Consider the following 21,059-nt stretch of genomic DNA (forward strand, 5'->3'; position numbering starts at 1 on the left):
TTTCTACCTCATCGTCGTCGATAATGATTGGGTTGGATTAAAGGATAATTTTTCATGCCAAGAACCCCAGATGAGTACGCTGTCCACATTCTTTTGTCAGGCGGTCACCGGGAAGAAGTACGTTTTGCGACAATCCAAGAGTTTCAGAAGTGGTACAGCGGTGAACTAATGCCTAAAGCCACCTCTCCGGACTTCATTAGCGTACCAATTAAAAATATTCAGGGCGAGTACATGGTGTTACGTCCCTCTGGCGTTTTAGCTATTCGGGTGGAACCCATCTTTGCTGGCAGCGTCGAACGCTTTTAGTCCTTTGACTAGTAGTGCATGACAATTTTTGCTAGGTATGAAAAAACTAATCACTTGCCTATCCCTGAGCTTGGGAATGGCTCTTTTAACTGCTGGCAGTTCAGTTCTCGCCAGCGTACCCCTGCAACCTGTTGACCCGGATACCGAGCAAGTTACTTTGGACTCGTTGGGTTTGGATGAGCAGTTGTGGGGGCGTCCCGATCAACCAGGAGATCGGCAAGCCCTGTTGACTTCGATCGAAAACAGCTTGCGCTATCTGTCCACGCCCAGTGCTGCTAAAGCTTACCAGCAGTATCCCGTATCGGGAATCAGGCTGGATCGGGTTCGCCGTTCTCTGGTGCGCTTTCGCCAACTCTTGCTGAGTTCCACCTCGCCTGCGGAATTACAAGCAGCGGTTAAACGGGAGTTTCTTTTGTACAAATCTGTGGGCAGAGACGACCAAGGAACCGTCCTTTTCACGGGCTACTTTGAACCTGTTTATGCTGCCAGTCGAACGCCGAGCGCTGAATACCGCTATCCCCTTTACCGACTTCCATCCAACTTCCAGGGGTGGACGATGCCTCACCCCACCCGTGCCGATTTGGAAGGGGATGATGGTTTGGGGAACAACAGCCTGATGGGGGGGTTGGAACTGGTTTGGTTACGCGATCGCTTACAGGCATTTCTCGTCCACATTCAAGGTTCTGCCCAACTCCAGTTCGCTGATGGCAGCTTGATGACGGTTGGCTATGCGGGTAAGACCAATTACCCCTATACCAGCATCGGGCGAGAACTGGTTAAGGATCGCAAATTACCCCTTGACGGTCTGACTTTACCCGTCCTCATCGATTACTTCACGCAGTTTCCGACGGAACTGGATCAATATTTGCCCCGCAATGAAAGCTTTGTGTTCTTCCGAGAAACTAACGGAGCACCGGCTACGGGTAGTATTGGAGTGCCAGTGACGGCGGAGCGATCAATTGCCACTGACAAGTCTCTCATGCCTCCTGGAGCCTTGGCACTGATTAACACATCTATTCCTTACCCCACCGCTAACGGTCAGCTAGAATCTCGACTAGTCAGTCGCTATGTCTTAGATCAGGATACTGGCAGTGCGATTAAAGGACCGGGTCGTGTTGATATCTTTATGGGAACGGGTTCTCTGGCTGGCGATCGGGCAGGGGTTATCGGCGGGACGGGCGAATTGTACTATTTGCTCCTGAAAGATTAATTAGAGGGAAAAGGGTTAAGGTAAAAATCAAACACTCCTTTTCCCTTTATGCAATATAGTTGTGTGATTTGTGCCTACTTAGTTACCCAAAGGTCGCAGCGGTTAAATCAACGTCACAGTCTTCGGGCAGCTTGAAGCGAGAAAGGAAACGTTTAAGATAGGCAAATCGATAACCCAGTAAAATCCCCACATGGAGAGGGTTACGGGGATCGCCTTTTCCCTGAATAGCTTGCAAAAGGTAAGCGGGTGGCTGGGAGCGTTGCAGAACTCGATTGTGAGACTTCCCTAAAGTACAACCCTCCCAAAATTGCTTGCGTTTCTCTGGATAAGGGGAAAACTCTCTGATATAGAGCTTGACACACTTTTCTAGAAGCTGTAATGTTTTTTCGACTTTTGCTTGGTTTTGTTGCCAGAGTTCACCGCCAATACCGTATTCTTGAATGACTTGACAGTTGAGTTTTAGGCTTTCTAATGTAGCGTTGAGTTTGTATTGCTGGCTGACCTCTAACCCTTCAGCTTCAGGTTCTTGTAACGGCATGATCGTTCTATCGATTTATCTTGTTGAGTCCCTATCTAATTATGCATTTTACCGTCAGGTAGGATAGCCCCTGTCAGAACTGCTGCCTTGAAGTTAGCTCCTACTACAGTTGCCCCTCTGAGGTCTGCCACCATTAGAATCGCTTTAGATACATCGGCGCGAATTAAGCAGGCTCGACTCAAGTCAGCGCCTCGCATATCCGCTCCCTGAAGGATCGCCCCAATCAAATCTGCATCCTTTAAGTTTGCCCAATGCAGTACAGCCTGATACAGCGTCGCTCCGTGTAAGTCAGCTTGATAAAGGCAGGCTTGAGCAAGATTAGCAAACATCAAGCTGGCTTCTCTAAGATTGGCGTTTGTTAGATTCGCTCGTTGTAAACTGGTTTCAATTAAAGTGGCTCTAACGAGGTTTATTGCAGTCAAGTTGGCATCACAGAGGTCAGAGCCTCCCAAATTGGCAACGCTCAAGTTAGCGTCAGTCAGATTGGCGTCGCTCAAGTTAGCTCCCTTCAAACTTGCTCCACTCAGATTAGCCCCACTCAAATCTGTCCGCCTCAGGTTGGCTCCATTCAGAATTGCCTCAGTCAGATAAGCTTCCTGTAGCTGAAGTCCTTCAAAATCCCTCTCTCCGGCAGCATAACGCTTCAGCAGTTCAGTTGCATTCATAAAATTTCCCAGGTTGTGACTCCTCGCTTCAGTTCGTTGTGAAGATGAGCCTAACGATCAACAAAGTCTGGAGTGTGAAGGATGAAACCTATCGTCCCCTAAATTTATTTATGGGGTAAGTTTCATAGTTCACACTTCAGCCTTCAGTGATACAAGTTAGATACCGATCACAATATCGGAGGCAGTTACACCTGGTTTTGGAGAATTATCCTTGATTTACCTGCGTTTGATCGATAGGATAATCCGGATAAGAGGTTCGTGGGAGTCGATCTACCCAGACTAGATAATATAGCCCAAAGTGGCGCTGCTCGCACAACTATATTTTTTGCTAAAAGATAAAAATGAGTCGCAACTGCCACGCTTTATCCTGGCGCACGATCTCGATTTGCCGAATAAATTCTCGAAAGTAAAACCGACGTTCAGATTCTGATAAGTCCGTCCAAAATTGGGGAATCGATACAGTTTGAGCGATCGCTTTTAAATTGACGGGCGGCAGGGCAGCAAGTTGTGATTGCAGTTGGGACAGTTCAGTTCGGAGTTTATAGGTGCGTAAATTGGCGGTTTCGGTATCTAGAACACCCGTTGCGATTAAGGCTTTGATCTGGTCTAAAATAGCTTGCTGCTTGGCTATTTGGTTAGTGAGCGATCGCTTTACCCCATTCAGGTTGGGAACGTTCATGTCAGCGACAGCACGGGGCAATTCCCGGCAGATGCTTTGAATCGTTCGATCCAGTACTTGTTCGTAGGGAAAAGCACGGCACTTCGGACGCTGTGGGCAGTTGATGGGGCGTAGGTAGAGATAGTCTCGCCCTTGGCGCGGTCGGGTAACGCTGGTAATACTCATGCGAGAGTGACACTCACCACAGACAACTAAGCCCGCTAACGAACGGGGGGCGCTAGCGGTACGGGATGGCATTCGGCGGTTGCGACGCAGCAGCCGATCGATTTGGGCGGCTTCTTCCCGGTTGAGAATAGGGCTGTGGGTATCTGAAATAACCTCGCCGTTTTGATAAGCCAAATTGCCCCGATAGACGGGATTAGTCAGCCAACGCTGTCCGGTAGCAACAGAGATTTTCTTGTTGTACTTTTTCTCTAAGTACCGCACTGCGCCCCGCAAGGAACCGTACAGCAGGAACTGTTCAAAAAAATCCTTGACTACAGGTGCCGTACTCCGATCAAGAATATAGCGGTCTTTGCCTCGTCGATAGCCGTAGGGAGCTTTTCCGGGCGGGGGAAGGGCTTTGATCCGATTGCGGGCATGACCTTGACGCAGGCGGCGGCGGCTGGTTTCTCGCTCAACATCACCGAGGAGTTTTAGTAAATTTGCCTGATGTTTAGTATCTTTAGATACAGACGTATAGGCTTGTTCTGTGGTGATTAATATGATTCCCAGCGCTTCGATTTGACGGAGGCGATCGCTCACTTCTTCTAGAGAGTCCCCCAGTTCCTCCAAGCGGCGGATTAATAAGTAATTCTCTGATTCGGCTTGGCAATCTAGGATTAGCTGGTGCAACTGCTGGCGTCCTCCCAAGTCTTGATAAATCTGATCCACCTCCCAACCCCAAATCGTCGGATCGGGGGGAGACTCCAGTAGAGGATCGCTGTAGAGATAGGCGATAATTCTCAAGGAATTATGAATTGCTTAAGCTTGACTCAGTTCAATGATGTTACCATCGGGGTCTTGAGTAAACAACGCAGCGCGACCGGATGCACTCATTTGGATGGCACAGTGATGAGCCAGAAGTTGGGTTTTAGCATCATCTAAATTAGCAACTGAGAAGGCGACATGAGGATTACGACCCCATTTTTGCAAGTTTTGGAGTTCGCTTTTGGTATTGGGGTCAAGAATCAGGTGAATTTGGAAATTACCCACTTGATACCAGGCACCAGGATACTTGAGAACTCGCTCGACTTTGGATAATCCTAGCACGTTGCCATAGAACTGCTCTGCCACCTCTAAGTCAGACACAAGAACGGCAGCATGAAGGCTTTGAATAATTTCCATAGTCAGACTGGTGAACAAGAAGAAGGCAGGAGTCCAGGAGTTTATGACTGGGCAACGCTCCTGAACTCGGCAAAAAAGATGCTTTTTCCAGCATCAGCACTTAATGACTCTTTTCTCTCAGATTCTGACGTGCTAACCTACTAGGGATTGCTCATATAGCAATCCCTCATGCTCTCTCCAGCGATCTCTCACGCTGGTTTTCTTGGAATTTACCTAACTCCTCCCGGAATCAGTTCGTTTTAGAACGTGTTGGAATCAGGTGTATTCTTTACTACTAACTCAAATCTAGGCACTGTGATCGCTCTTGACACATTTTTTTACTGAGTTGGGAGTGAGTGATTACGCTTCCCGATTCAGCCGGATCATGTCCCAAGTGGTGTAAGTGCCAATGGGACTCCAGATTAGGTAAGGAAGAAGTAACACCAATGCCCAAATGGAGATGGGGAAGACTAGCACTGCTAGAATCACACTCACGACAAAACCCGTACCGCCGATGCTCGTACCAACCTTGAGGCTACGGAGTCTGAACATCACGGGTGTGTAAGCGACAGTCGCCACTTCTAGCAGCAAATACAAGCCCATCAACAGCCAAGTTTTGGTACTTCCGGGGTCATTTTCCCAGACAATGTAAGCAGACCACGCACCGCAAATAAAAATAACTGTCCAGATGAAAGGAATTGCTGACTCAAACGTCAGCCATCGAGGACGGCGGAGGCGGTTGAACCATCGGACACCATCCGGTGTTGTCCAGCTACCAGGCAATGCCACTAGCAGGGTTATAGCCCCAATCACCATCCAGGATTTGATCATTGTCTTACTAAATACCTGTCCTGAAAACGCACCAGACAGTTATTGTCCCCAATTTTCGGTACTCATCAAATCCATCCTAGGTCTGAATCCCGCTTTGCGCTCCGAGATTGTTTCTCAAGTTAAAGTTACCGGAATTTTGTTAGCCATACCCGCCCCCAAGTTTTGTACAGCAAATCAGAAAGCATGATAGAGTAATTTGAAGGTTCGGTTCTGATGGGGAACAGCCATCAGAGGTAACGGGGAAAGTTCGGTGTAAATCCGGCGCTGTCCCGCAACTGTGATGAAACTAGATAGGGTTTCAGAGTCAGGATGCCCGCCGATGTGGAAGAAGAGTTAACATTCATCTGCGAGGTACGGATGGTCTATAGTCTAGGATTGCAACCATTGATACGTCTGAGGCGATCGCTACAGAAGGTTATGATGCCTGATCAAGGGTCGGGCTAATTGGTATTTCTCAAATTAGACTAGATTAGCGCGTCAGCCTAAGGTTGATTCCAGGGCTAGAGCGTTATTTGAGCGAAAACGGAACTATTGGTTAACAATACGTCGCTTGCCCTTCTACCATCCCAGTTCCGGGTTCTAGTGGTTTTGATTTGTTTAGACATGAAATAGCTTAGAGGAATTAAAACTTGGTGTACCCATTGTATGGGAGGTTTTGGAGACACTAATTCCAGGTCTATCGTTTCAACGAGATATGCTATTTCACAAAACTATTCGTGAATGAAAAGAACGATTACTAAGCTAAGTAGCTTTATGAATCAACACACCTTATTTGTTTGTACAACCTGTGCTAGTACTTGGAAAGACAGCAAGCGGGTAGGCATAAGCGGTGGAGAAAAACTACTAGAAAAACTGTCGCATTTGCAGAAAGAATGGGACTTGCGAGATGAATTTCCAGTCCAGCCTGTAGAGTGTATGAGTGCTTGCAGTCGCCCCTGTGCCGTCTCATTTGCTGCTTTGGGTAAATACACTTACCTGTTTGGCGATTTACCTATCGATGTCGAGGTATTGCCTGTAACTGCTGCTGCTGTTCTTGAATGTGCCAGTTTATATCATGCCAAACCTGATGGGTTACTGCCTTGGTCAGAACGACCTAAACCCTTAAAAAAAGGCATTCTAGCGCGAATTCCACCCCTATCTTGAGGTTAGTTAATGCATAAAATCCCTGTAACTGTGATTACCGGTTTTCTCGGTGCTGGTAAAACGTCCTTGGTACGCCACTTACTAAAAAATAACCAGGGACGGCGAATTGCTGTTTTAGTCAACGAGTTTGGCGAGATGGGAATTGATGGTGAGTTATTGCGTTCCTGCCAAGTTTGTGATGATGAGGAAGATGAGCCTATCAATAATATTGTTGAATTAACGAATGGCTGCTTGTGCTGCACTGTTCAGGAAGAATTTTTTCCCACCATGCAACAACTCCTGAAGCGGCGGGAGCAGATTGATTGCATCCTGATTGAAACGTCAGGATTGGCATTACCGAAACCTCTGGTGCAAGCCTTCCGGTGGCCCGAAATTCGCAATGGGGCAACCGTAGATGGGGTTGTAACGGTTGTGGATTGTCAAGCGATCGCGTCTGGTACTCTGGTAGGAGATTTCAATGCCTTGGAAGCCCAGCGCAAGGCTGACCCTAATTTAGAACATGAGACACCAATTGAGGAACTCTTTGAAGACCAATTAGCTTGTGCTGATTTAGTATTGCTGACTAAAGTGGATTTAGTGGAGGAAAAGAAACGTATTCAAGTCCAAGAATGGTTGCAACAGCAGTTACCTAAAGGTGTGAAGGTTGCTTCTTGCCCTCACGGACAGGTGAGTCCTGATCTTTTATTAGGCTTTAATGCAGCAGTTGAAGATTGTTTGGACAGTCGTCCCAGTCATCACGATACCGAAGAAGAACACGAACACGATGATGAGATTAACTCTGTGCAATTCGTCTCAAATCAGGCATTTGAACCGAAAGTCCTGATTGATAAACTGCAACAACTCGTGCAACAGCAGGAGATTTACCGTATTAAAGGTTTTGTGGATGTTCCCAACAAACCGATGCGAATGGTGTTGCAAGGGGTTGGTAATCGTTTTGATTCATTCTACGATCGCCTTTGGCAAACTACAGAACCCCGCCAGACGCGCCTCGTACTGATTGGTCGGCAGCTTGATTCAGCTCAAATTGAGTCAGTGATTCAGAATTAGGAGTTAAAAGTTAGGATTGAAGCGATCAACCCGACCAAAGGGACTCAATTTTTTGAGCGATCGCTTGTGATCCTGAGGTAGATTGCGAGTCTGATAACACCGTAACATGACCCAGTTTGCGTCCGGGGCGGGATTCGGTTTTGCCGTACCAATGGACAAAAGTCCTGGGTAAGCTTGCCAATTGCTGCCGTTTCTCAAGATAATCATCCTGAGAATATTCATAACCTAATAGATTAACCATCACCGCACTGCCACTCTTAAGGGCTGGATTGCCCAACGGTAAACCCGCCACAGCCCTTAGGTGCATCTCAAACTGGGAAGTTTCACAGGCATCTAAGCTGAAATGCCCAGAGTTGTGAGTGCGGGGTGATACTTCATTCACCAATACTTTACCCGTGGGGGTTAGAAATAACTCAATTCCAAAAACACCGACGGCTTGTAGACTGTTTAGGAGAGTCCGAGCGATCGCTTCACATTTTGCAACAACCCCTGATTCAATCTCAGCCGGGACGAAAACACGGCGGCAAACTTGCTCTTCCTGTTGCGTTTCCACCACGGGGTAAACCACCACCTCTCCTGTCAGAGAGCGAGCCGCAATCACTGCCAACTCCCGCTCAAAGGGAATAAATTCCTCTAGCAGTATCGATTTTTGCTTAAACTTTTGCCAGGTTTTCTCTAAGCTACTGTTATCTTTAACAATAAAAGTTCCTTGACCGTCATAGCCATGGCGTCGCGCTTTGAGGACAAGGGGTAACTCAAACTTACCCTTCTCAATTTCCCCTTCCAGGGTTCTAAACTCAGGCTGGGGCAAACCAATATCCTTGAGATAGCAGCGCTGGCGATACTTATCCAACAGAGGCGCTAGGGCTTCTAGCCGAGGACGAAAGCAGATGCCTTGCTCTGCCAGTGGCATCAAAGCGCCCAGATTGATAAATTCGTTTTCAAACGTAATAATATCGCAGGATTCTGCCAGTTTTGCTGTAGCTGCTGCATCATCAATGGGTGCCAAGAGAGTATCCGCAGCCACAGCAACGGCTGGGTCTGTAGAATAAGGAGTTTGAATCACTAACTCCAGCCCCAATGCTTCAGCCGCGCCCGCCATCATCCAGGCTAACTGCCCGCCACCAATAACGCCAATCCGCTTTGCCTTCATTTACACCCCAAGGAATCACGAGTTGCTACGCCGGTTTTCGAGTTGACACCTGTTGCCATAGCACAAAGTTCTTGAACTTGGGCACCATCTAGAATCGCGTCACTGAAGTCGGCACCCCGGATATCGGTGTTGTCAAAGATCGAACGCAACAGGATTGTTTCTGCCAAAACAGCATCACTCAAATCAGCGTTGGTAAGGTTTACCTGGTCTAACATCCCATAGCTCAAATCGGCACCGTGTAAATCGGTATCCGTCATCACTGAGGCACTAAAGATTGTTCCTCGCAAGTCAGCACCACTAAAGTTAGTCAGCTCCAAATTAGCATTAGAGAACTCTGCTCCCCGTAAGGTTTGACCTGAAAAGTCCTGACCTTTGAGTTCGGCATTGCTGTAGGAGAGGGGAGGGGGATAGTCGCTTGCTTGAGCGCTAAAGGGGCAACTCAGAAGCACGAGTGTCAGTAATAATACTGCCAGTTGCCGAAAAACCATAAAAACCGGATCGATTGGTCTTAATTATTGTCCCATCTGGGGCGGGATTCTGCCAAATTTAGGGTATGTCATCAATTATTATCTGATTGAATCGATGATACGCCCTAGCATTTTCTGGGTTAGGTCGAAGGCAGTTCACCAAAAAAGACACTATAGCCAGGAATTTCTAGATTATTGCCCTGTCGGTGGTAAGGAAAACCTAAACCGTGGGTTTCCTCACATTCAGGATGAGCAGACAAGTCATAGCGAACAGGCTCATCACTAATATTGAAAATACAAAGTAAACGCTGTTCAGCATACTGCCGAATAAAGGCGAAAATTGGTTCCTCGGTATCTAAAATCTCAAAGTTTCCGGCTTCCATGGCAGGTTGCTTTTTACGCCAGTGAAGCAGACGACGCCAAGTATTTAAAAGGGATTTGGGGTCTTGATTCTGGAGATTCACAGCTCGCTCGTAATGAGCCTTGGGAATCGGTAGCCAGGATTTTTCAGCAGTAGTAAACCCAGCGTTCGGTTCGTTAGCGTTCCAGGGCATAGGAGTGCGCGAACTGTCCCGTCCTTTGATTGCCGGGTAAAGCGCTTGCCCAAACGGGTCTTTTATTTCTTCTGGGGGAATATCTTCTGGAATTCTTGCCTCGGTTAAGCCCAATTCGTCTCCCTGATAGAGACAAATTGCACCGGGTAGAGATAGTAATAGGGCGGCAATCATGTGATAAAATTCTTCAGGATAAGGATTACCCTTGGCATCTTTACCAGTCCAGCGCGATCGCAAGCGACCGTAATCATGGTTGCCCACGATCCAACAATCACCGCCTTGGGTAAAATGGGTTAAAACTTTTTCCATCATCCGGCGCATTAAATTGGCGCTAATGGGTTCGTCAATTAACAGCCCACTGTGGTAAGCCATATGCAATCGCTTATCACCAGCCACGTAATCGCTAGCGAGAGCAATTGAGTCATCACACAACGTCACTTCCCCTAAAGTGACAACGCCAGGATACTGATCAATGAGTTCCCGGATAGGTTTGAGTGCCTCTAAAGTTTCGGGACGGCAGAAGTTGTACTTAAACATTTGCCTTACCATGGGATTATCTGGAGCAACGCCTTCGGGTTGGGGGGCGTCTGCTGGACGGGCTGGGTTGTCCCGCAATTGAGGATCATGCATGAAAAAATTTGGCGCATCAATGCGAATACCATCAATTCCCAAATCCAACCAGAATTTTGCCCGCTCGAGAACTGCGTTAACTACCTCTGGATTATGCCAGTTCAGGTCGGGCTGGCTCGATAGGAAATTGAACATATAGAACTGTTCCCGTTCGGGTGCCCATTGCCATGCACTCTTACCCATAAATGCAGATAGCCAATTGTTCGGTGGCGAACCATCCGGTTTAGGGTCAGCCCAGATATACCAGTCTGCCTTAGAATTATCTCGATTTTTACGACTTTCTAGGAACCAGGGATGCTGGTTTGACGTATGACTCCAAACTTGGTCAATAATTATTTTTAATCCCAGAGAGTGGGCAATATTGAGTAACCGCTTAAAATCGTTCAAACTGCCAAACAGCGGATCGATATCGCGCATATCGGTAATGTCATAACCGAAATCCTCCATGGGGGATTCATAAATCGGACACAGCCAAAGGGCATCTACACCCAGAGAGGTGATGTAGTCCAGCTTGTCAATAATGCCGTCTAGATCGCCCGTACCGTTTCCATCACTATCTTGGAAACTCTGAGGAGAAATCTGATAGATCGTGGCGTTCTGCCACCACTCACCGTTACGCTGCATATTATGGGCATCTTCCCAAGTCCAAGCCCGACGATTGAGGACAGGCGTCTGCCACCAGTATTCTATTTTCTGGGGTCTGGTTTTTTGGGTTTGTGGAGTTTCTATCAGTTGCATTTTGACATTCCTTTTTATTTTTGAAGATGAACACCTGATGTAAATGATGAAGTGTTCTTCATTAAAAACATCGAAGCTAAGATATGCATGAAAATAAGCAGACAAGTATGATGGAGAGCAGATTATTAATTCGTGAAACTATTCTATGGCTCAATCTTTTAACTATACCTCTCTCAAAAGAGCGAAGCAATGGCATTCCTTTTTATTCCCCTAGATAGGTATGAAGAGTCCTTTTGAGATGCTACGGTTCAATCTCTATGACCTCTTGTGCTAAGGGGAAATCAACATCCATCATCGTGTATCGAGAATTGAATAGGTCAGCTAATTCTCAACAATGGCTGTCTTTTCACTATTTATTTTACCTTCGTTTTCGCAAAAATATCTAATTCGTCAAATAATAAAGACTGAATTGCTGTTTTTGAGTTCGACAATTAATGTATTTTAATATATATCTTAAAGATAAGCTACTAAAAAGACTTTTTAATACGTCACCTTTGCCGATTTTATTTGAAACCATACGCAAAAAAGTCCAACAGTTTTTATCACTCCTGATACTACAGACTACGTTTGGAGTCGGGAAATTTGTGATCGCATCGCGGTTATGCCCATTACCGAACGATAGTGCCGAAAAATTTATGCGGTTCATAGACTAGGCTCAAATCACAGCTAGTCGATACCAAGTTGCTCAGATTCACCGGGGGGGTAGCATTGTCGCAACAACCCAGAGCGGCTGAAGCATTCAAGTAGGGAAAGACGCTGAGATTAACCCCCGTATCTGCTAGACTAAACCAGGACTTACGCACTCAGGCAAATCAGTAACGGTATAATCAGGCTTCCAGCGTCTCCACCAAGGAGACTTTCATCATTTTTTTACAGCTTTACATCTAGATTTTCTGGATTTTCTGAATTAAAGCTACACCTTACCACTAGTGTTTTTGATAAAGTCTTCTATATAGAATTTTCGATTTGTGGTAGCAATTCGATGGCTAATAGTTTTGGCGTTCGCAATCCCCGTACCGGACAAGTCGATTATTGGTTAACTCCACCGACACCGGAGCAACTGACAGGGCAGTGCAGTCGCTTGCGTAAAGCTCAAGTTGATTGGCAGCAAGGTGGTTTGGAGAGACGGATTGATGTGTTGCAGGCATGGAAGCAAAACTTACTCTATCATAAAGATGACCTGCTTCAAGCCTTAGTAGCGGATACAGGTCGATGGTCGGTGTCAGTACTGGAAATAGATTCCCTGATTTTTAGCATTGATCGCTGGTGTCGGCTGGCTCCGGAGTTATTATCCTCACAGGAGGAAAAAACCACAGCCATTCCCTTCATCCGCATCCAAAATGAATGCGTTCCTTATGGGTTAGTCGGAGTCATCAGTCCCTGGAATTTTCCCCTGTTATTGTCTGCAATTGATACGATACCCGCATTACTGGCAGGTTGTGCTGTTGTCGTTAAACCCAGTGAAATTGCGCCTCGCTTTATTCAACCCCTCTTGGAAACCATTGCTGCCGTTCCCCAATTGCGAGATGTTTTGGCTTACATTGAGGGTGCAGGCGATACGGGGGCGGCATTAATCGAGTGCGTGGATTTGGTCTGCTTTACTGGCAGTGTGGTGACGGGTCGAAAAGTGGCAGAGGCGGCGGCTGGGCGCTTTATTCCGGCATTTTTGGAATTGGGAGGTAAAGATCCGGCAATTGTTTTAGATTCAGCGGATCTAGAATTAGCCACCTCAGCTATCTTGTGGGGTGCAGTCGTAAATACTGGACAATCTTGCCTCTCAATCGAGCGTATTTACGTGGCAGAATCGATAGTCGAGCCGTTTGTCGAGAAATTAGTTGAAAAAGCAAAATGCCTCAACCTGGCTTATCCATCGGTTCAAGATGGAGAAATAGGTCCAATTATTGCCGAAAATCAAGCGGCGATTATTGCTGAACACTTGCAAGATGCTGTGGAAAAAGGGGCAGTTGTGTGTTGCGGAGGCGGGATTGAAAATTTAGATGGAGGGTTGTGGTGTCCTCCGACGGTGCTGACTCATGTCAATCATTCTATGAAAGTGATGACAGAAGAAACCTTTGGTCCGATTATGCCAGTGATGCCATTTTCCACGGTTGAGGAAGCAGTGCAACTAGCAAATGATACGATGTACGGACTCAGTGGCGCTGTTTTTGCAGGTTCACAAGCTGAAGCCCTCAATGTGGCACACTATCTTGATGCGGGTGGTATCAGTATTAATGATGCGGCATTAACTGCTGTTATGCACGAAGCTGAAAAAAATTCGTTCAAATTTTCCGGCATGGGTGGGTCACGCATGGGTCCGGCAGCATTCAAGCGGTTTATGCGGAAAAAAGCGTTTTTGATTAAAACTGAGTCTAAAGCTGATCCCTGGTGGTTTGAGAGACATTAAAGCCGCAGTGAATTATGGTAAATTTTTATATATTGACTTGAAAAGCCTGGTATTTGGTTAATTTTTTTAGTCACCTTCTATCCAATTAAAAAAGGAGTAGTTTCATGTCCAGAATTCGAGAAGAAATGCCCGTCCTGGTACGACATGAGGGAGATTGGGTGGGAACATATACCCTCATTAATATTCAGGGTAATATTCTTGATAAACACGAATCCCATTTAACCTGTCAGTTTCCCGAAGACGATTCCTATTCCTACTGTCAGATTAATCGGTACAAGTGGTCTAACGGCAAGTGTGAAGAGCATAAATTTCCGGGAACCTATCGAGATAAAGCACTCTGGTTTGATACAGAACGTCTTAATGGGAAGGCTTGGGAAGTGGATGAGGCAACAATTATCCTGCACTTTACTTACAAGACTATACCGGATATGTACTTATACGAAATGATTCAAGTTAGTTCTTGTAATAACTATCGTTCTCGTACTTGGCATTGGTTTAAAACTAATCAAATTTATCAACGTACTCTAATTCAAGAAGAACGGATGCGATAAAAATTGTCAGGTAGATAGGAGATAGTTTTAAGCATTAGGGAATGCGTGAATTATAGTTCGCAACTGATTGAGACTGGCTATAGAACTATTGACTTATGATAGTGAAATGAATCAACCGATAAAGCGAGCATTTTTAGACACAGAAGACGGTCAAATTCTTTATCGTATCGGTGGTGAGGGTGAACCGCTGCTATTACTGCACATGAATCCCCGCAGTAGTGATGAGTTTCGGGAGTTGATGCCAATTTTAGCCCCAAAAAGACGGGTAATAGCCATGGATTTGATGGGGTTTGGGGACTCAGACAAACCCCCTAGATTGTATTCTGTTGCTGACTATGCCAAAACGGTTATTGCCCTCTTGGATGAATTGGGGATAGAAAAAACGAACCTTCTGGGAAATCATACAGGGGCGTTTGTAGCGGGAGAAGTCGCTGCGGCATATCCCGATCGCGTGAAAAAAATGATTCTCGGTAATGTCGCAGGTTTCGGAGAAGAGGGACAAGCTGATTTATTTCAGAGATTTGAGGAAGGGTTCAAAATTAAAGAAGATGGCTCCCATCTGATGGAACGCTGGTTAGCCCGTTCTAGATATGTCGGTTCTGCTGAGTTAAACCACCGTTGGGTTTTAGATGATTTGAAATGTTTTGGCTATCCTTTATATGCGGTTTGGGCTGTAGGTAACTACTGTTTGGATGCAGCCGAACGCTTTAAATCGCTCCAGTGTCCAACTCTCATTCTATGGGGAATTGATGATGTAGAGGAATTTGAGCGATTGGGTTTAGCCAAAGCTAGAGATCGATATTTTGTTTCTCAAGCTATTCCTCATGGCAAAGTGGTTGAACTTGAAGGGGGAACTATTTGCATGATGAACCAAATGCCTGAGAAAATAGCGAAGGTAGTGGTTGATTTTCTGGATGAAGCAGGGGCTTAGGGTTGATTGACTGACAATCACTTCATGCGCCCTCACCCCAACCCCTATCCCCAAGGGAGAGGGCTTTCTAGGCATCTGCTCACAAGTTTTGTCAGTCAACCAGGGCTTAGGGTTTATACCCAGAGAAAGGGAGTGGGGGATGAGCTGATGGTGGGAATTCTCCTTGTCTCCTATCTCCTAATCTCCAATAACTCAACCCAAAAATTATGCAGCCAAGATTCTATAAAAAGCTGATTGCCAAACAACTCGGTCAAGATTTTAAGTCAGCCGTTGAGATTGTAGAACTTCGCATTCCTGAACCGGCTGCCCATGAAATTGTCATTCGCAATCAATTTGCGGGTGTTAATGCCGGATTTGATACCTTGTTGTGTCGAGGTGAAGTTCCTTATGCCAACCTTACACCCCCCTTCGATCTGGGAGTGGAAGCGGTGGGAGAAGTTATCGCTGTTGGGTCTGATGTGACCGATATTAAAATTGGTGATGCAGTAGCTACTACGGTAAGGGGTGGCGGATATCGGGAGTACCAAGCGATCGCTGCTAACCTTGCCATTAAAGTTCGCCAAGCTACTCCAGACATTTTAACGCTCATGCCAACTGGCGTGTCAGCAATGGTGGCTTTAGAACAAGTTGGAGAGATGGGAAGCGGGGAAGTTGTGCTAGTCACAGCCGCCGCCGGAGGAACGGGACATATCGCCGTGCAGTTGGCAAAGTTAGCAGGCAATCACGTCATTGGCACCTGTGGTTCTGATGCCAAATCTGAGTTCCTGAAAAAATTGGGATGCGATCGCGTTATTAACTATAAGCAAGAAAACGTTGATGAAGTCCTCAAGGGAGAGTATCCCGATGGCATTAACTTAGTCTTTGAATGTGTGGGTAAAGAGATATTCGATATCTGTGTTAATAACTTAGCCGTTCGGGGGCGTTTAGTTGTGGTGGGTTTTATCTCTGAATATGCCTATCAACTAGAAGCCGTTTACCAACCCCGCATTTACAGCAAGCTATTTTGGAAAGCCGCCTCAGTACGGGGGTTTCTCATGCCACGATATGGGGACTATATCCCTGAAGCACGCGATCGCATTTTAGACTTGTTCTATACGGGTAAACTCCAAGTCGCCGTTGATTCAACTGAATTTAAAGGGATTGAATCCGTTACTGCTGCGGTTGAATACCTGCTTAGTGGTCAGAATTGTGGCAAAGTGGTCGTTAGGTTTTGAGGGGTTGCCTCAGTTCTTAAAAAAAATTGATTAATACTCCCAATCCCGCTCACCATCACAGAATTGCCGTACACTTAATTTCTACAATCAGCCCTGGTGTAGATAAAGCCGTGACACCTACCCCCGTCCAAGTGGGGTATTTATTGGTGAAATAACGGTCTTTTACCTGCATGAAGAGAGGCAAGTGGGGAATAATCAGCGATTGTGATGCTGAACCATTCGCAGATTCTGTTTGCCTCTTGTGAGGTGATGGCTCCGTAACATGGTAAGTAATCATTTCTACCACATCATCAAAGGTTGCTTCTGCTGTTAAAAGTACCTTCTTCACATTTTCAAAAGCCTGGACAAACTGGGCTTCTACTCCCTCAACGATTTGTAAATTTTCGTCACGACCTACTTGACCCGATACATATAAAGTGTTTCCTATTCTAATGCCAGGGCAATAGTGATATTTTTCGTATAAAACTTCCATTCCTGTAGGAATAATAACTTCGCGAGCCGCGACCATTCAAAAACTCCTTCCAAAAAGTCTGAGATAAGACAAGCACAAATTAATACTTCTCAAACCAATTTACTTCAACGGGAAAAATCCCTAATGTATTACAGATCTGTAATACCCCAAAATCCGGCCTTAGAGCAGTAGTCTTGGGGATGAAGTAATCTTTTTGGCAGAGAGACAAGGTGATTGTCTAGACTCTAGAATCACCACTATAGTCTTTAATCTTGGCTTTGCCGAATGGGAATCTCGATCCAAAACTCGGTACCTTTCCCGGGTGCGGACTTACAGTTGAGAGCACCATGATGATAATCAACCACAATCTGATAGCAAATCGCCAATCCCAAGCCCGTCCCTTTGCCGACAGGTTTAGTCGAGAAAAAGGGGTCAAATAACCGTGCTTTTATAAATTCGGTCATTCCCAGTCCGTTATCGGTAATTTGAATAACAACGCGCTGCTCGTTGAGTTGGGTTGCAGCCAGACTGGTAGGATCGTCGGGAGCAGGGTTAACAATGCTAGTGCGGATCGTGATCGCAGGTGAGGTGGGTTCCTGCCGTTCGGCAAAGAACTTCTCTAAAGCATCAATCGCATTGTTGAGAATGTTCAGAAACACTTGATTGAGCTGTCCTGGATAGCACTCGACTTTGGGCAGATTATCGTACTCTTTAATAACTGAAATCTCCGGTCTGGCATCTTTAGACTTTAGCCGATATTGCAACATCAACAAGGTGCTTTCAAGTCCCTCATTTAAGTCAACGGGTTTCATTTCGGCTTCGTCCAGCCGCGAGAAGTTGCGCAAGCTGATCACAATTGAGCTGATGCGGTCTGTTCCTCGCTGCATGGAATGAAGCAGTTTAGGCAGGTCGTCGGCAATAAAGTTAATATCAATAAGTTCAGCTTGCGCCATGAGTAGAGTAGGCGGATTTGGAAAATACTCCTGATAGAGGCGCACCAAGGTGAGTAAGTCGTAAATGTAGGCGCTGGCGTAAGTTAGGTTGTTATGAATGAAATTGACGGGGTTGTTCAGTTCGTGAGTAACACCTGCAACCAACTGTCCCAAGCTCGACATTTTTTCGCTCTGTACCAGTTGGGCTTGGGTCGCTTTAAGCTGGTTAAGAGTCTGTTCAAGTTCTTGGGCTTGCGCTCGGGCAACCTCAGCCGTTTGACGGGCTTCGGCATAAAGTGCTGCCTGATCCAAAGCGATAGTCAGTTGGGCAACCACCGCTTGCAGGAGTTCTACTTCGCTATTGTCCCAAGGGCGTACTTCTGTACCGTGACTACAACTAATCGCCCCCATCTCTCCAGCCCGAGTCTGAATGGGTATTGCCAAAATCGAGGTGTATCCCAGTGCAGTTAAGAACTGCTGTAGGACAGGATCGCCGAAGGTTCCAACCTCATCGATACGAACAATCTGCCGATTTAAAAACCGCTCGGCAAAGGGTGCCATCTCAACGGTTGTATACTGACTGATTTGGCTGGGCAAGTTGGGATTTTTGGCTTCTTTAACCACTTCCCAGTAGGGTGCTCCCTCTTGAGAACGATACCAGAGAAATTGGCAGCGGTCGATTTTCAGGAGGCTGCGGATGGACTCAACTGCCGTTTCCAGAATGGTATCGAGTTCGAGGGAATTGCGGATTTGATTGGCTAACCCGAATAGGAGGGATTCTCGACGGCTAAGGAGTTCTGCTCGCGCCCAATACTGGTCAATCGCGACAGCAATCGCATTGGCTACCCAGCCGACAGTGCGGCGAGATGCCAGAGGCAGGGACTGATTGCCTAACAGGGTCATGACACTCTTCAGCCGATTTTCCACAACGGCTGCCAGCCTAGAGATACGGTTACGCTCTGGTGAATCAGGGGTGGACTCCATAGCGGGGGCTTGAGCCAGATAGGAAATATCTGACTTCCAACCCAACTGTGCCGAATGTTGCGTCCCTAGTTTGTTCTCTTCTGTAATTTCATCAATCTTGAGTGGGGGGCTGTTGATGTCTGGCAACTGAGCGTTCGCCTGCTGCTGATTGTTCGCTTCTAGCGCCAGAGCCACTATATTTGCGATCGTGGTGCCAAAGTTTTGATCCTGGGGAGTCCACTGTCTGATGATACTTGTCGTTTGTTCGCAGCGAAGGACACCGACGATCTGTTCCCTGAGGCAAATAGGTACATCTAATCCTAAGGGAGAGATGGATAGTTGATTGTCTACCGACCAGTGAAGAGACTTTTCTCCCTCTCCTGTGTTACCAGGGTGTCTCCCTTGTTCATAGCGATCAATACATTTAAGGTGCGATCGCCCTGCATTGTATAACCAAACGCTCACTCTCCCCACCTCCAGAGCCTCGGCAGTCGCTTCCGTAATCTCTTGAATGGCTGCCTTTAAATCTCCACAGTAGAGAGTCTGAGGTCGAGCTAACCTCATCAATGCCAAACTCTGCTTTTGCAGGCGTCTGATATTTTCGCTTTGAGTCTCGCTTGCCAATTCTACCGAACTCGTACTTTGCCTTCCTTTCGGGAGCACTTCTGCTACCAGTACTATCATGACTTTTGTGAATAAGCCAGCAAATGGGACAACAAAGGCTTCTCCAGCCAACCCTTGCAGTGACCGAATAATACTCACCAAAACCAGACCTCCTGCCAGCAGCCCAAAGTATTAGGACATTCCTTATAGATGCTGCTGCTGGCTGGATGCTAGCACCTCAATGCGAATGCCAAGATAGAATCTCAGATCATCCACTCTGGCTGCAAATCCTTTTCCCCATTAGGGTGTTAAGATAGGAAATAGAAACTTTCCTGACTGAATCCTATAGGATTCAACTAAAAGATCAAGAAAGAAAGGAAGTTCCTTGGCTCTCCCTTTCTTCATTAAAGTTTGGTTTTTTATATTTTACTTGTGCCTTCCTTAGGAGGATGGACTTCATCCCCCACCTGCTAGGTGAGAAAACTAGGTTTCTGCCAGCAGTGTATTACATCTTAGCTGTCGAACAACTGCGATTGATAAGACATCAAGCACCTGAGTAGCCTGGATAGTAGTAGATGCACCCTAGATTTACCCGCCCTCTATTCACTATCTCTCAACCAGGGTCGGAACCTGTAGCCAACAGAGGAAACTGACACAACGGCGATTTTTTTAAAAAACCCTGAAGCCGCTGTAATACAGTTGGGTCATACAATTAATATACACGGTTGTAGGCTATCTCGACATCCCTAACTTTACGGTTCTTTATATTACGCTGTCTTACAGATAGGGACGAGCAGTAAATATGGGGGGAGTCGGGTAGTTTTTTCAGGATTGCTCAGAAGTGGGTGATCCCGCCTTGTATTAACGGGTAGCTTGTAGCGGTTCTCACTATTGACTTGATTGAGAGTATCAGGTGTTTGGCTAAAATTCCATTGTTTATTGGGTGATGCGAGTGCTTTGAGAAATTGTCGTTCTTTATATAAGAATACAGTCGATTAGCAAGTGCCGTCTTTTCCTAGGAAACCTACGGACGCGAAGACAAACCTGTAGAATTTGTTAGTTAATAGGGTTAGGTATCATTCACCCAATCCCTATTGTGTAAGAGGTCAAGATGGTACAGACACCTACCAGTCCCGAAAACCAAACCCTATTGATTGAGTTGCCTAAGGCAATCGGGTTGTACGTCACCCAGGAACAGTTTGCAGCCCTAGCAGCAGCTAACCGCGACTTGAGACTGGAAAGAACCGCACAAGGAGAGTTAGTAGTGAACCCACCAACAGGCTGGGAAACTGGGAGACGCAACTGGAGTATTTCTGGAGAATTGTATTTGTGGTGGCGTAATGCGGGCGAACCTGGTGAAGCCTTTGACTCTTCTACAGGCTTCATCTTACCCAATGGTGCAACTCGCGCCCCTGATGCCTCTTGGGTGAGTCGAGAACGATGGCAGGCACTTACTCCCGAACAAAAAGGAACATTTGCTAATATCTGCCCCGATTTTGTGGTTGAATTACGCTCTAGTTCAGATACCCTCAAGTCTGTGCAAGATAAAATGAGGGAGTATATTGACAATGGCACTCTGCTGGGCTGGTTAATCGATCCACAGCATCGACGGGTAGAAATTTATCAACTGGGTAAGGATGTGGAAGTGTTAGAGAATCCGGCTGAGTTGTCTGGTGACAAGGTGTTACCAAGTTTTTTGTTGAATTTAGGTCGGGTGTGGGGTTGAAAATGGTTTTTTGCCGTG

At 46.3% G+C, this 21,059-nt stretch carries 21 protein-coding genes and 1 riboswitch; of the genes, 10 read left to right on the forward strand and 11 right to left on the reverse strand.

Annotated features, from left to right (window positions below):
* Nucleotides 1-54 precede the first annotated feature (54 nt).
* Entirely contained in the window at nucleotides 55-306 is a 252-nt protein-coding gene (locus IQ257_RS07480) for a hypothetical protein (RefSeq protein ID WP_193872757.1), read from the forward strand.
* A 37-nt stretch (nucleotides 307-343) separates the two neighbouring features.
* Nucleotides 344-1,516: a murein transglycosylase A gene (locus tag IQ257_RS07485; protein ID WP_193872758.1), complete on the forward strand. Its 1,173-nt coding sequence runs from the start codon at nucleotides 344-346 to the stop codon at nucleotides 1,514-1,516.
* A gap of 82 nt (nucleotides 1,517-1,598) precedes the next feature.
* On the opposite strand, the gene IQ257_RS07490 is transcribed toward IQ257_RS07485, so the two are convergent.
* The 5 genes from IQ257_RS07490 to IQ257_RS07510 form a co-directional block, all read right to left on the reverse strand.
* The gene (locus tag IQ257_RS07490; RefSeq protein ID WP_193872759.1) at nucleotides 1,599-2,054 is read right to left on the reverse strand and encodes a hypothetical protein; all 456 of its coding nucleotides are present in this window, start codon (nucleotides 2,052-2,054) and stop codon (nucleotides 1,599-1,601) included.
* A 35-nt stretch (nucleotides 2,055-2,089) separates the two neighbouring features.
* Entirely contained in the window at nucleotides 2,090-2,719 is a 630-nt protein-coding gene (locus IQ257_RS07495; RefSeq protein WP_193872760.1) for a pentapeptide repeat-containing protein, read from the reverse strand.
* Nucleotides 2,720-3,047: 328 nt separating this feature from the next.
* Nucleotides 3,048-4,346 carry a recombinase family protein gene (locus IQ257_RS07500; protein WP_193872761.1) on the reverse strand — a complete coding sequence of 433 codons (1,299 nt, stop codon included), beginning with the start codon at nucleotides 4,344-4,346 and terminating at the stop codon, nucleotides 3,048-3,050.
* Between the two features lie 15 nt (nucleotides 4,347-4,361).
* On the reverse strand, nucleotides 4,362-4,724 hold the full coding sequence (locus IQ257_RS07505; RefSeq protein ID WP_193872762.1) for a VOC family protein: 363 nt from the start codon (nucleotides 4,722-4,724) through the stop codon (nucleotides 4,362-4,364).
* Between the two features lie 339 nt (nucleotides 4,725-5,063).
* Nucleotides 5,064-5,534, reverse strand: coding sequence for a TspO/MBR family protein (locus IQ257_RS07510; protein WP_193872763.1), 471 nt, complete (start codon nucleotides 5,532-5,534; stop codon nucleotides 5,064-5,066).
* Nucleotides 5,535-5,722: 188 nt separating this feature from the next.
* A riboswitch (cobalamin riboswitch) is annotated at nucleotides 5,723-5,870 on the forward strand.
* Here IQ257_RS07510 and IQ257_RS30690 point away from each other — a divergent pair.
* The 3 genes from IQ257_RS30690 (at nucleotide 5,844) to cobW (ending at nucleotide 7,724) form a co-directional block, all read left to right on the forward strand.
* A complete protein-coding gene (locus tag IQ257_RS30690; protein ID WP_265584448.1) occupies nucleotides 5,844-5,978 on the forward strand; it encodes a hypothetical protein in 135 nt (44 codons plus the stop codon). It overlaps the preceding riboswitch by 27 nt.
* Nucleotides 5,979-6,287: 309 nt before the next feature.
* Nucleotides 6,288-6,677, forward strand: a complete 390-nt coding sequence (locus tag IQ257_RS07515; protein WP_193872764.1) for a DUF1636 domain-containing protein — start codon at nucleotides 6,288-6,290, stop codon at nucleotides 6,675-6,677.
* A gap of 9 nt (nucleotides 6,678-6,686) precedes the next feature.
* Entirely contained in the window at nucleotides 6,687-7,724 is a 1,038-nt protein-coding gene (cobW, locus tag IQ257_RS07520) for a cobalamin biosynthesis protein CobW (protein ID WP_193872765.1), read from the forward strand.
* 25 nt (nucleotides 7,725-7,749) lie between these two features.
* On the opposite strand, the gene IQ257_RS07525 is transcribed toward cobW, so the two are convergent.
* The 4 genes from IQ257_RS07525 to IQ257_RS07540 form a co-directional block, all read right to left on the reverse strand.
* A complete protein-coding gene (locus tag IQ257_RS07525) occupies nucleotides 7,750-8,877 on the reverse strand; it encodes a 5-(carboxyamino)imidazole ribonucleotide synthase (protein WP_193872766.1) in 1,128 nt (375 codons plus the stop codon).
* Nucleotides 8,874-9,365 (reverse strand): pentapeptide repeat-containing protein, encoded by a 492-nt coding sequence (locus IQ257_RS07530; RefSeq protein WP_193872767.1) that lies wholly within the window; start codon nucleotides 9,363-9,365, stop codon nucleotides 8,874-8,876. The genes IQ257_RS07525 and IQ257_RS07530 overlap by 4 nt, the downstream gene beginning before the upstream one ends.
* A 119-nt stretch (nucleotides 9,366-9,484) precedes the next feature.
* Nucleotides 9,485-11,266, reverse strand: coding sequence for an alpha-glucosidase family protein (locus IQ257_RS07535; protein ID WP_193872768.1), 1,782 nt, complete (start codon nucleotides 11,264-11,266; stop codon nucleotides 9,485-9,487).
* Nucleotides 11,267-11,874: 608 nt separating this feature from the next.
* Nucleotides 11,875-12,069, reverse strand: coding sequence for a hypothetical protein (locus tag IQ257_RS07540; RefSeq protein WP_193872769.1), 195 nt, complete (start codon nucleotides 12,067-12,069; stop codon nucleotides 11,875-11,877).
* 179 nt (nucleotides 12,070-12,248) lie between these two features.
* Here IQ257_RS07540 and IQ257_RS07545 point away from each other — a divergent pair, with 179 nt between their 5' ends.
* The 4 genes from IQ257_RS07545 to IQ257_RS07560 all read left to right on the forward strand — a co-directional run bounded on the left by IQ257_RS07545 (nucleotide 12,249) and on the right by IQ257_RS07560 (nucleotide 16,366).
* Nucleotides 12,249-13,670, forward strand: a complete 1,422-nt coding sequence (locus IQ257_RS07545) for an aldehyde dehydrogenase family protein (protein ID WP_193872770.1) — start codon at nucleotides 12,249-12,251, stop codon at nucleotides 13,668-13,670.
* 104 nt (nucleotides 13,671-13,774) lie between these two features.
* A complete protein-coding gene (locus IQ257_RS07550; protein ID WP_193872771.1) occupies nucleotides 13,775-14,221 on the forward strand; it encodes a DUF3598 family protein in 447 nt (148 codons plus the stop codon).
* 106 nt (nucleotides 14,222-14,327) lie between these two features.
* On the forward strand, nucleotides 14,328-15,152 hold the full coding sequence (locus IQ257_RS07555) for an alpha/beta fold hydrolase (RefSeq protein ID WP_193872772.1): 825 nt from the start codon (nucleotides 14,328-14,330) through the stop codon (nucleotides 15,150-15,152).
* A gap of 206 nt (nucleotides 15,153-15,358) precedes the next feature.
* The gene (locus tag IQ257_RS07560) at nucleotides 15,359-16,366 is read left to right on the forward strand and encodes a zinc-binding dehydrogenase (protein WP_193872773.1); all 1,008 of its coding nucleotides are present in this window, start codon (nucleotides 15,359-15,361) and stop codon (nucleotides 16,364-16,366) included.
* 55 nt (nucleotides 16,367-16,421) lie between these two features.
* Here the strand turns inward: IQ257_RS07560 and IQ257_RS07565 are convergent, their stop codons facing one another.
* Together IQ257_RS07565 and IQ257_RS07570 are read right to left on the reverse strand one after the other, a co-directional pair.
* Nucleotides 16,422-16,874 (reverse strand): RidA family protein, encoded by a 453-nt coding sequence (locus IQ257_RS07565; RefSeq protein WP_193872774.1) that lies wholly within the window; start codon nucleotides 16,872-16,874, stop codon nucleotides 16,422-16,424.
* 209 nt (nucleotides 16,875-17,083) lie between these two features.
* Complete coding sequence (locus IQ257_RS07570; RefSeq protein ID WP_193932985.1) at nucleotides 17,084-19,474, reverse strand: GAF domain-containing protein; 2,391 nt, start codon at nucleotides 19,472-19,474, stop codon at nucleotides 17,084-17,086.
* 952 nt (nucleotides 19,475-20,426) lie between these two features.
* Between IQ257_RS07570 and IQ257_RS07575 the strand changes: the two genes are divergently transcribed.
* On the forward strand, nucleotides 20,427-21,041 hold the full coding sequence (locus IQ257_RS07575; protein ID WP_193872776.1) for a Uma2 family endonuclease: 615 nt from the start codon (nucleotides 20,427-20,429) through the stop codon (nucleotides 21,039-21,041).
* Nucleotides 21,042-21,059: the final 18 nt, after the last annotated feature.

Source organism: Coleofasciculus sp. LEGE 07092 (assembly GCF_015207375.1).
Lineage (GTDB): Bacteria > Cyanobacteriota > Cyanobacteriia > Cyanobacteriales > Coleofasciculaceae > LEGE-07092.

Coding starts and splice junctions, on each gene's coding strand:
- IQ257_RS07480 (WP_193872757.1), top strand. CDS start 55: ATGCCAAGAACCCCAGATGAGTACGCTGTCCACATTCTTTTGTCAGGC.
- IQ257_RS07485 (WP_193872758.1), top strand. CDS start 344: ATGAAAAAACTAATCACTTGCCTATCCCTGAGCTTGGGAATGGCTCTT.
- IQ257_RS07490 (WP_193872759.1), bottom strand. CDS start 2,054: ATGCCGTTACAAGAACCTGAAGCTGAAGGGTTAGAGGTCAGCCAGCAA.
- IQ257_RS07495 (WP_193872760.1), bottom strand. CDS start 2,719: ATGAATGCAACTGAACTGCTGAAGCGTTATGCTGCCGGAGAGAGGGAT.
- IQ257_RS07505 (WP_193872762.1), bottom strand. CDS start 4,724: ATGGAAATTATTCAAAGCCTTCATGCTGCCGTTCTTGTGTCTGACTTA.
- IQ257_RS07510 (WP_193872763.1), bottom strand. CDS start 5,534: ATGATCAAATCCTGGATGGTGATTGGGGCTATAACCCTGCTAGTGGCA.
- IQ257_RS30690 (WP_265584448.1), top strand. CDS start 5,844: ATGCCCGCCGATGTGGAAGAAGAGTTAACATTCATCTGCGAGGTACGG.
- IQ257_RS07515 (WP_193872764.1), top strand. CDS start 6,288: ATGAATCAACACACCTTATTTGTTTGTACAACCTGTGCTAGTACTTGG.
- cobW (WP_193872765.1), top strand. CDS start 6,687: ATGCATAAAATCCCTGTAACTGTGATTACCGGTTTTCTCGGTGCTGGT.
- IQ257_RS07525 (WP_193872766.1), bottom strand. CDS start 8,877: ATGAAGGCAAAGCGGATTGGCGTTATTGGTGGCGGGCAGTTAGCCTGG.
- IQ257_RS07530 (WP_193872767.1), bottom strand. CDS start 9,365: ATGGTTTTTCGGCAACTGGCAGTATTATTACTGACACTCGTGCTTCTG.
- IQ257_RS07535 (WP_193872768.1), bottom strand. CDS start 11,266: ATGCAACTGATAGAAACTCCACAAACCCAAAAAACCAGACCCCAGAAA.
- IQ257_RS07545 (WP_193872770.1), top strand. CDS start 12,249: ATGGCTAATAGTTTTGGCGTTCGCAATCCCCGTACCGGACAAGTCGAT.
- IQ257_RS07550 (WP_193872771.1), top strand. CDS start 13,775: ATGTCCAGAATTCGAGAAGAAATGCCCGTCCTGGTACGACATGAGGGA.
- IQ257_RS07555 (WP_193872772.1), top strand. CDS start 14,328: ATGAATCAACCGATAAAGCGAGCATTTTTAGACACAGAAGACGGTCAA.
- IQ257_RS07560 (WP_193872773.1), top strand. CDS start 15,359: ATGCAGCCAAGATTCTATAAAAAGCTGATTGCCAAACAACTCGGTCAA.
- IQ257_RS07565 (WP_193872774.1), bottom strand. CDS start 16,874: ATGGTCGCGGCTCGCGAAGTTATTATTCCTACAGGAATGGAAGTTTTA.
- IQ257_RS07575 (WP_193872776.1), top strand. CDS start 20,427: ATGGTACAGACACCTACCAGTCCCGAAAACCAAACCCTATTGATTGAG.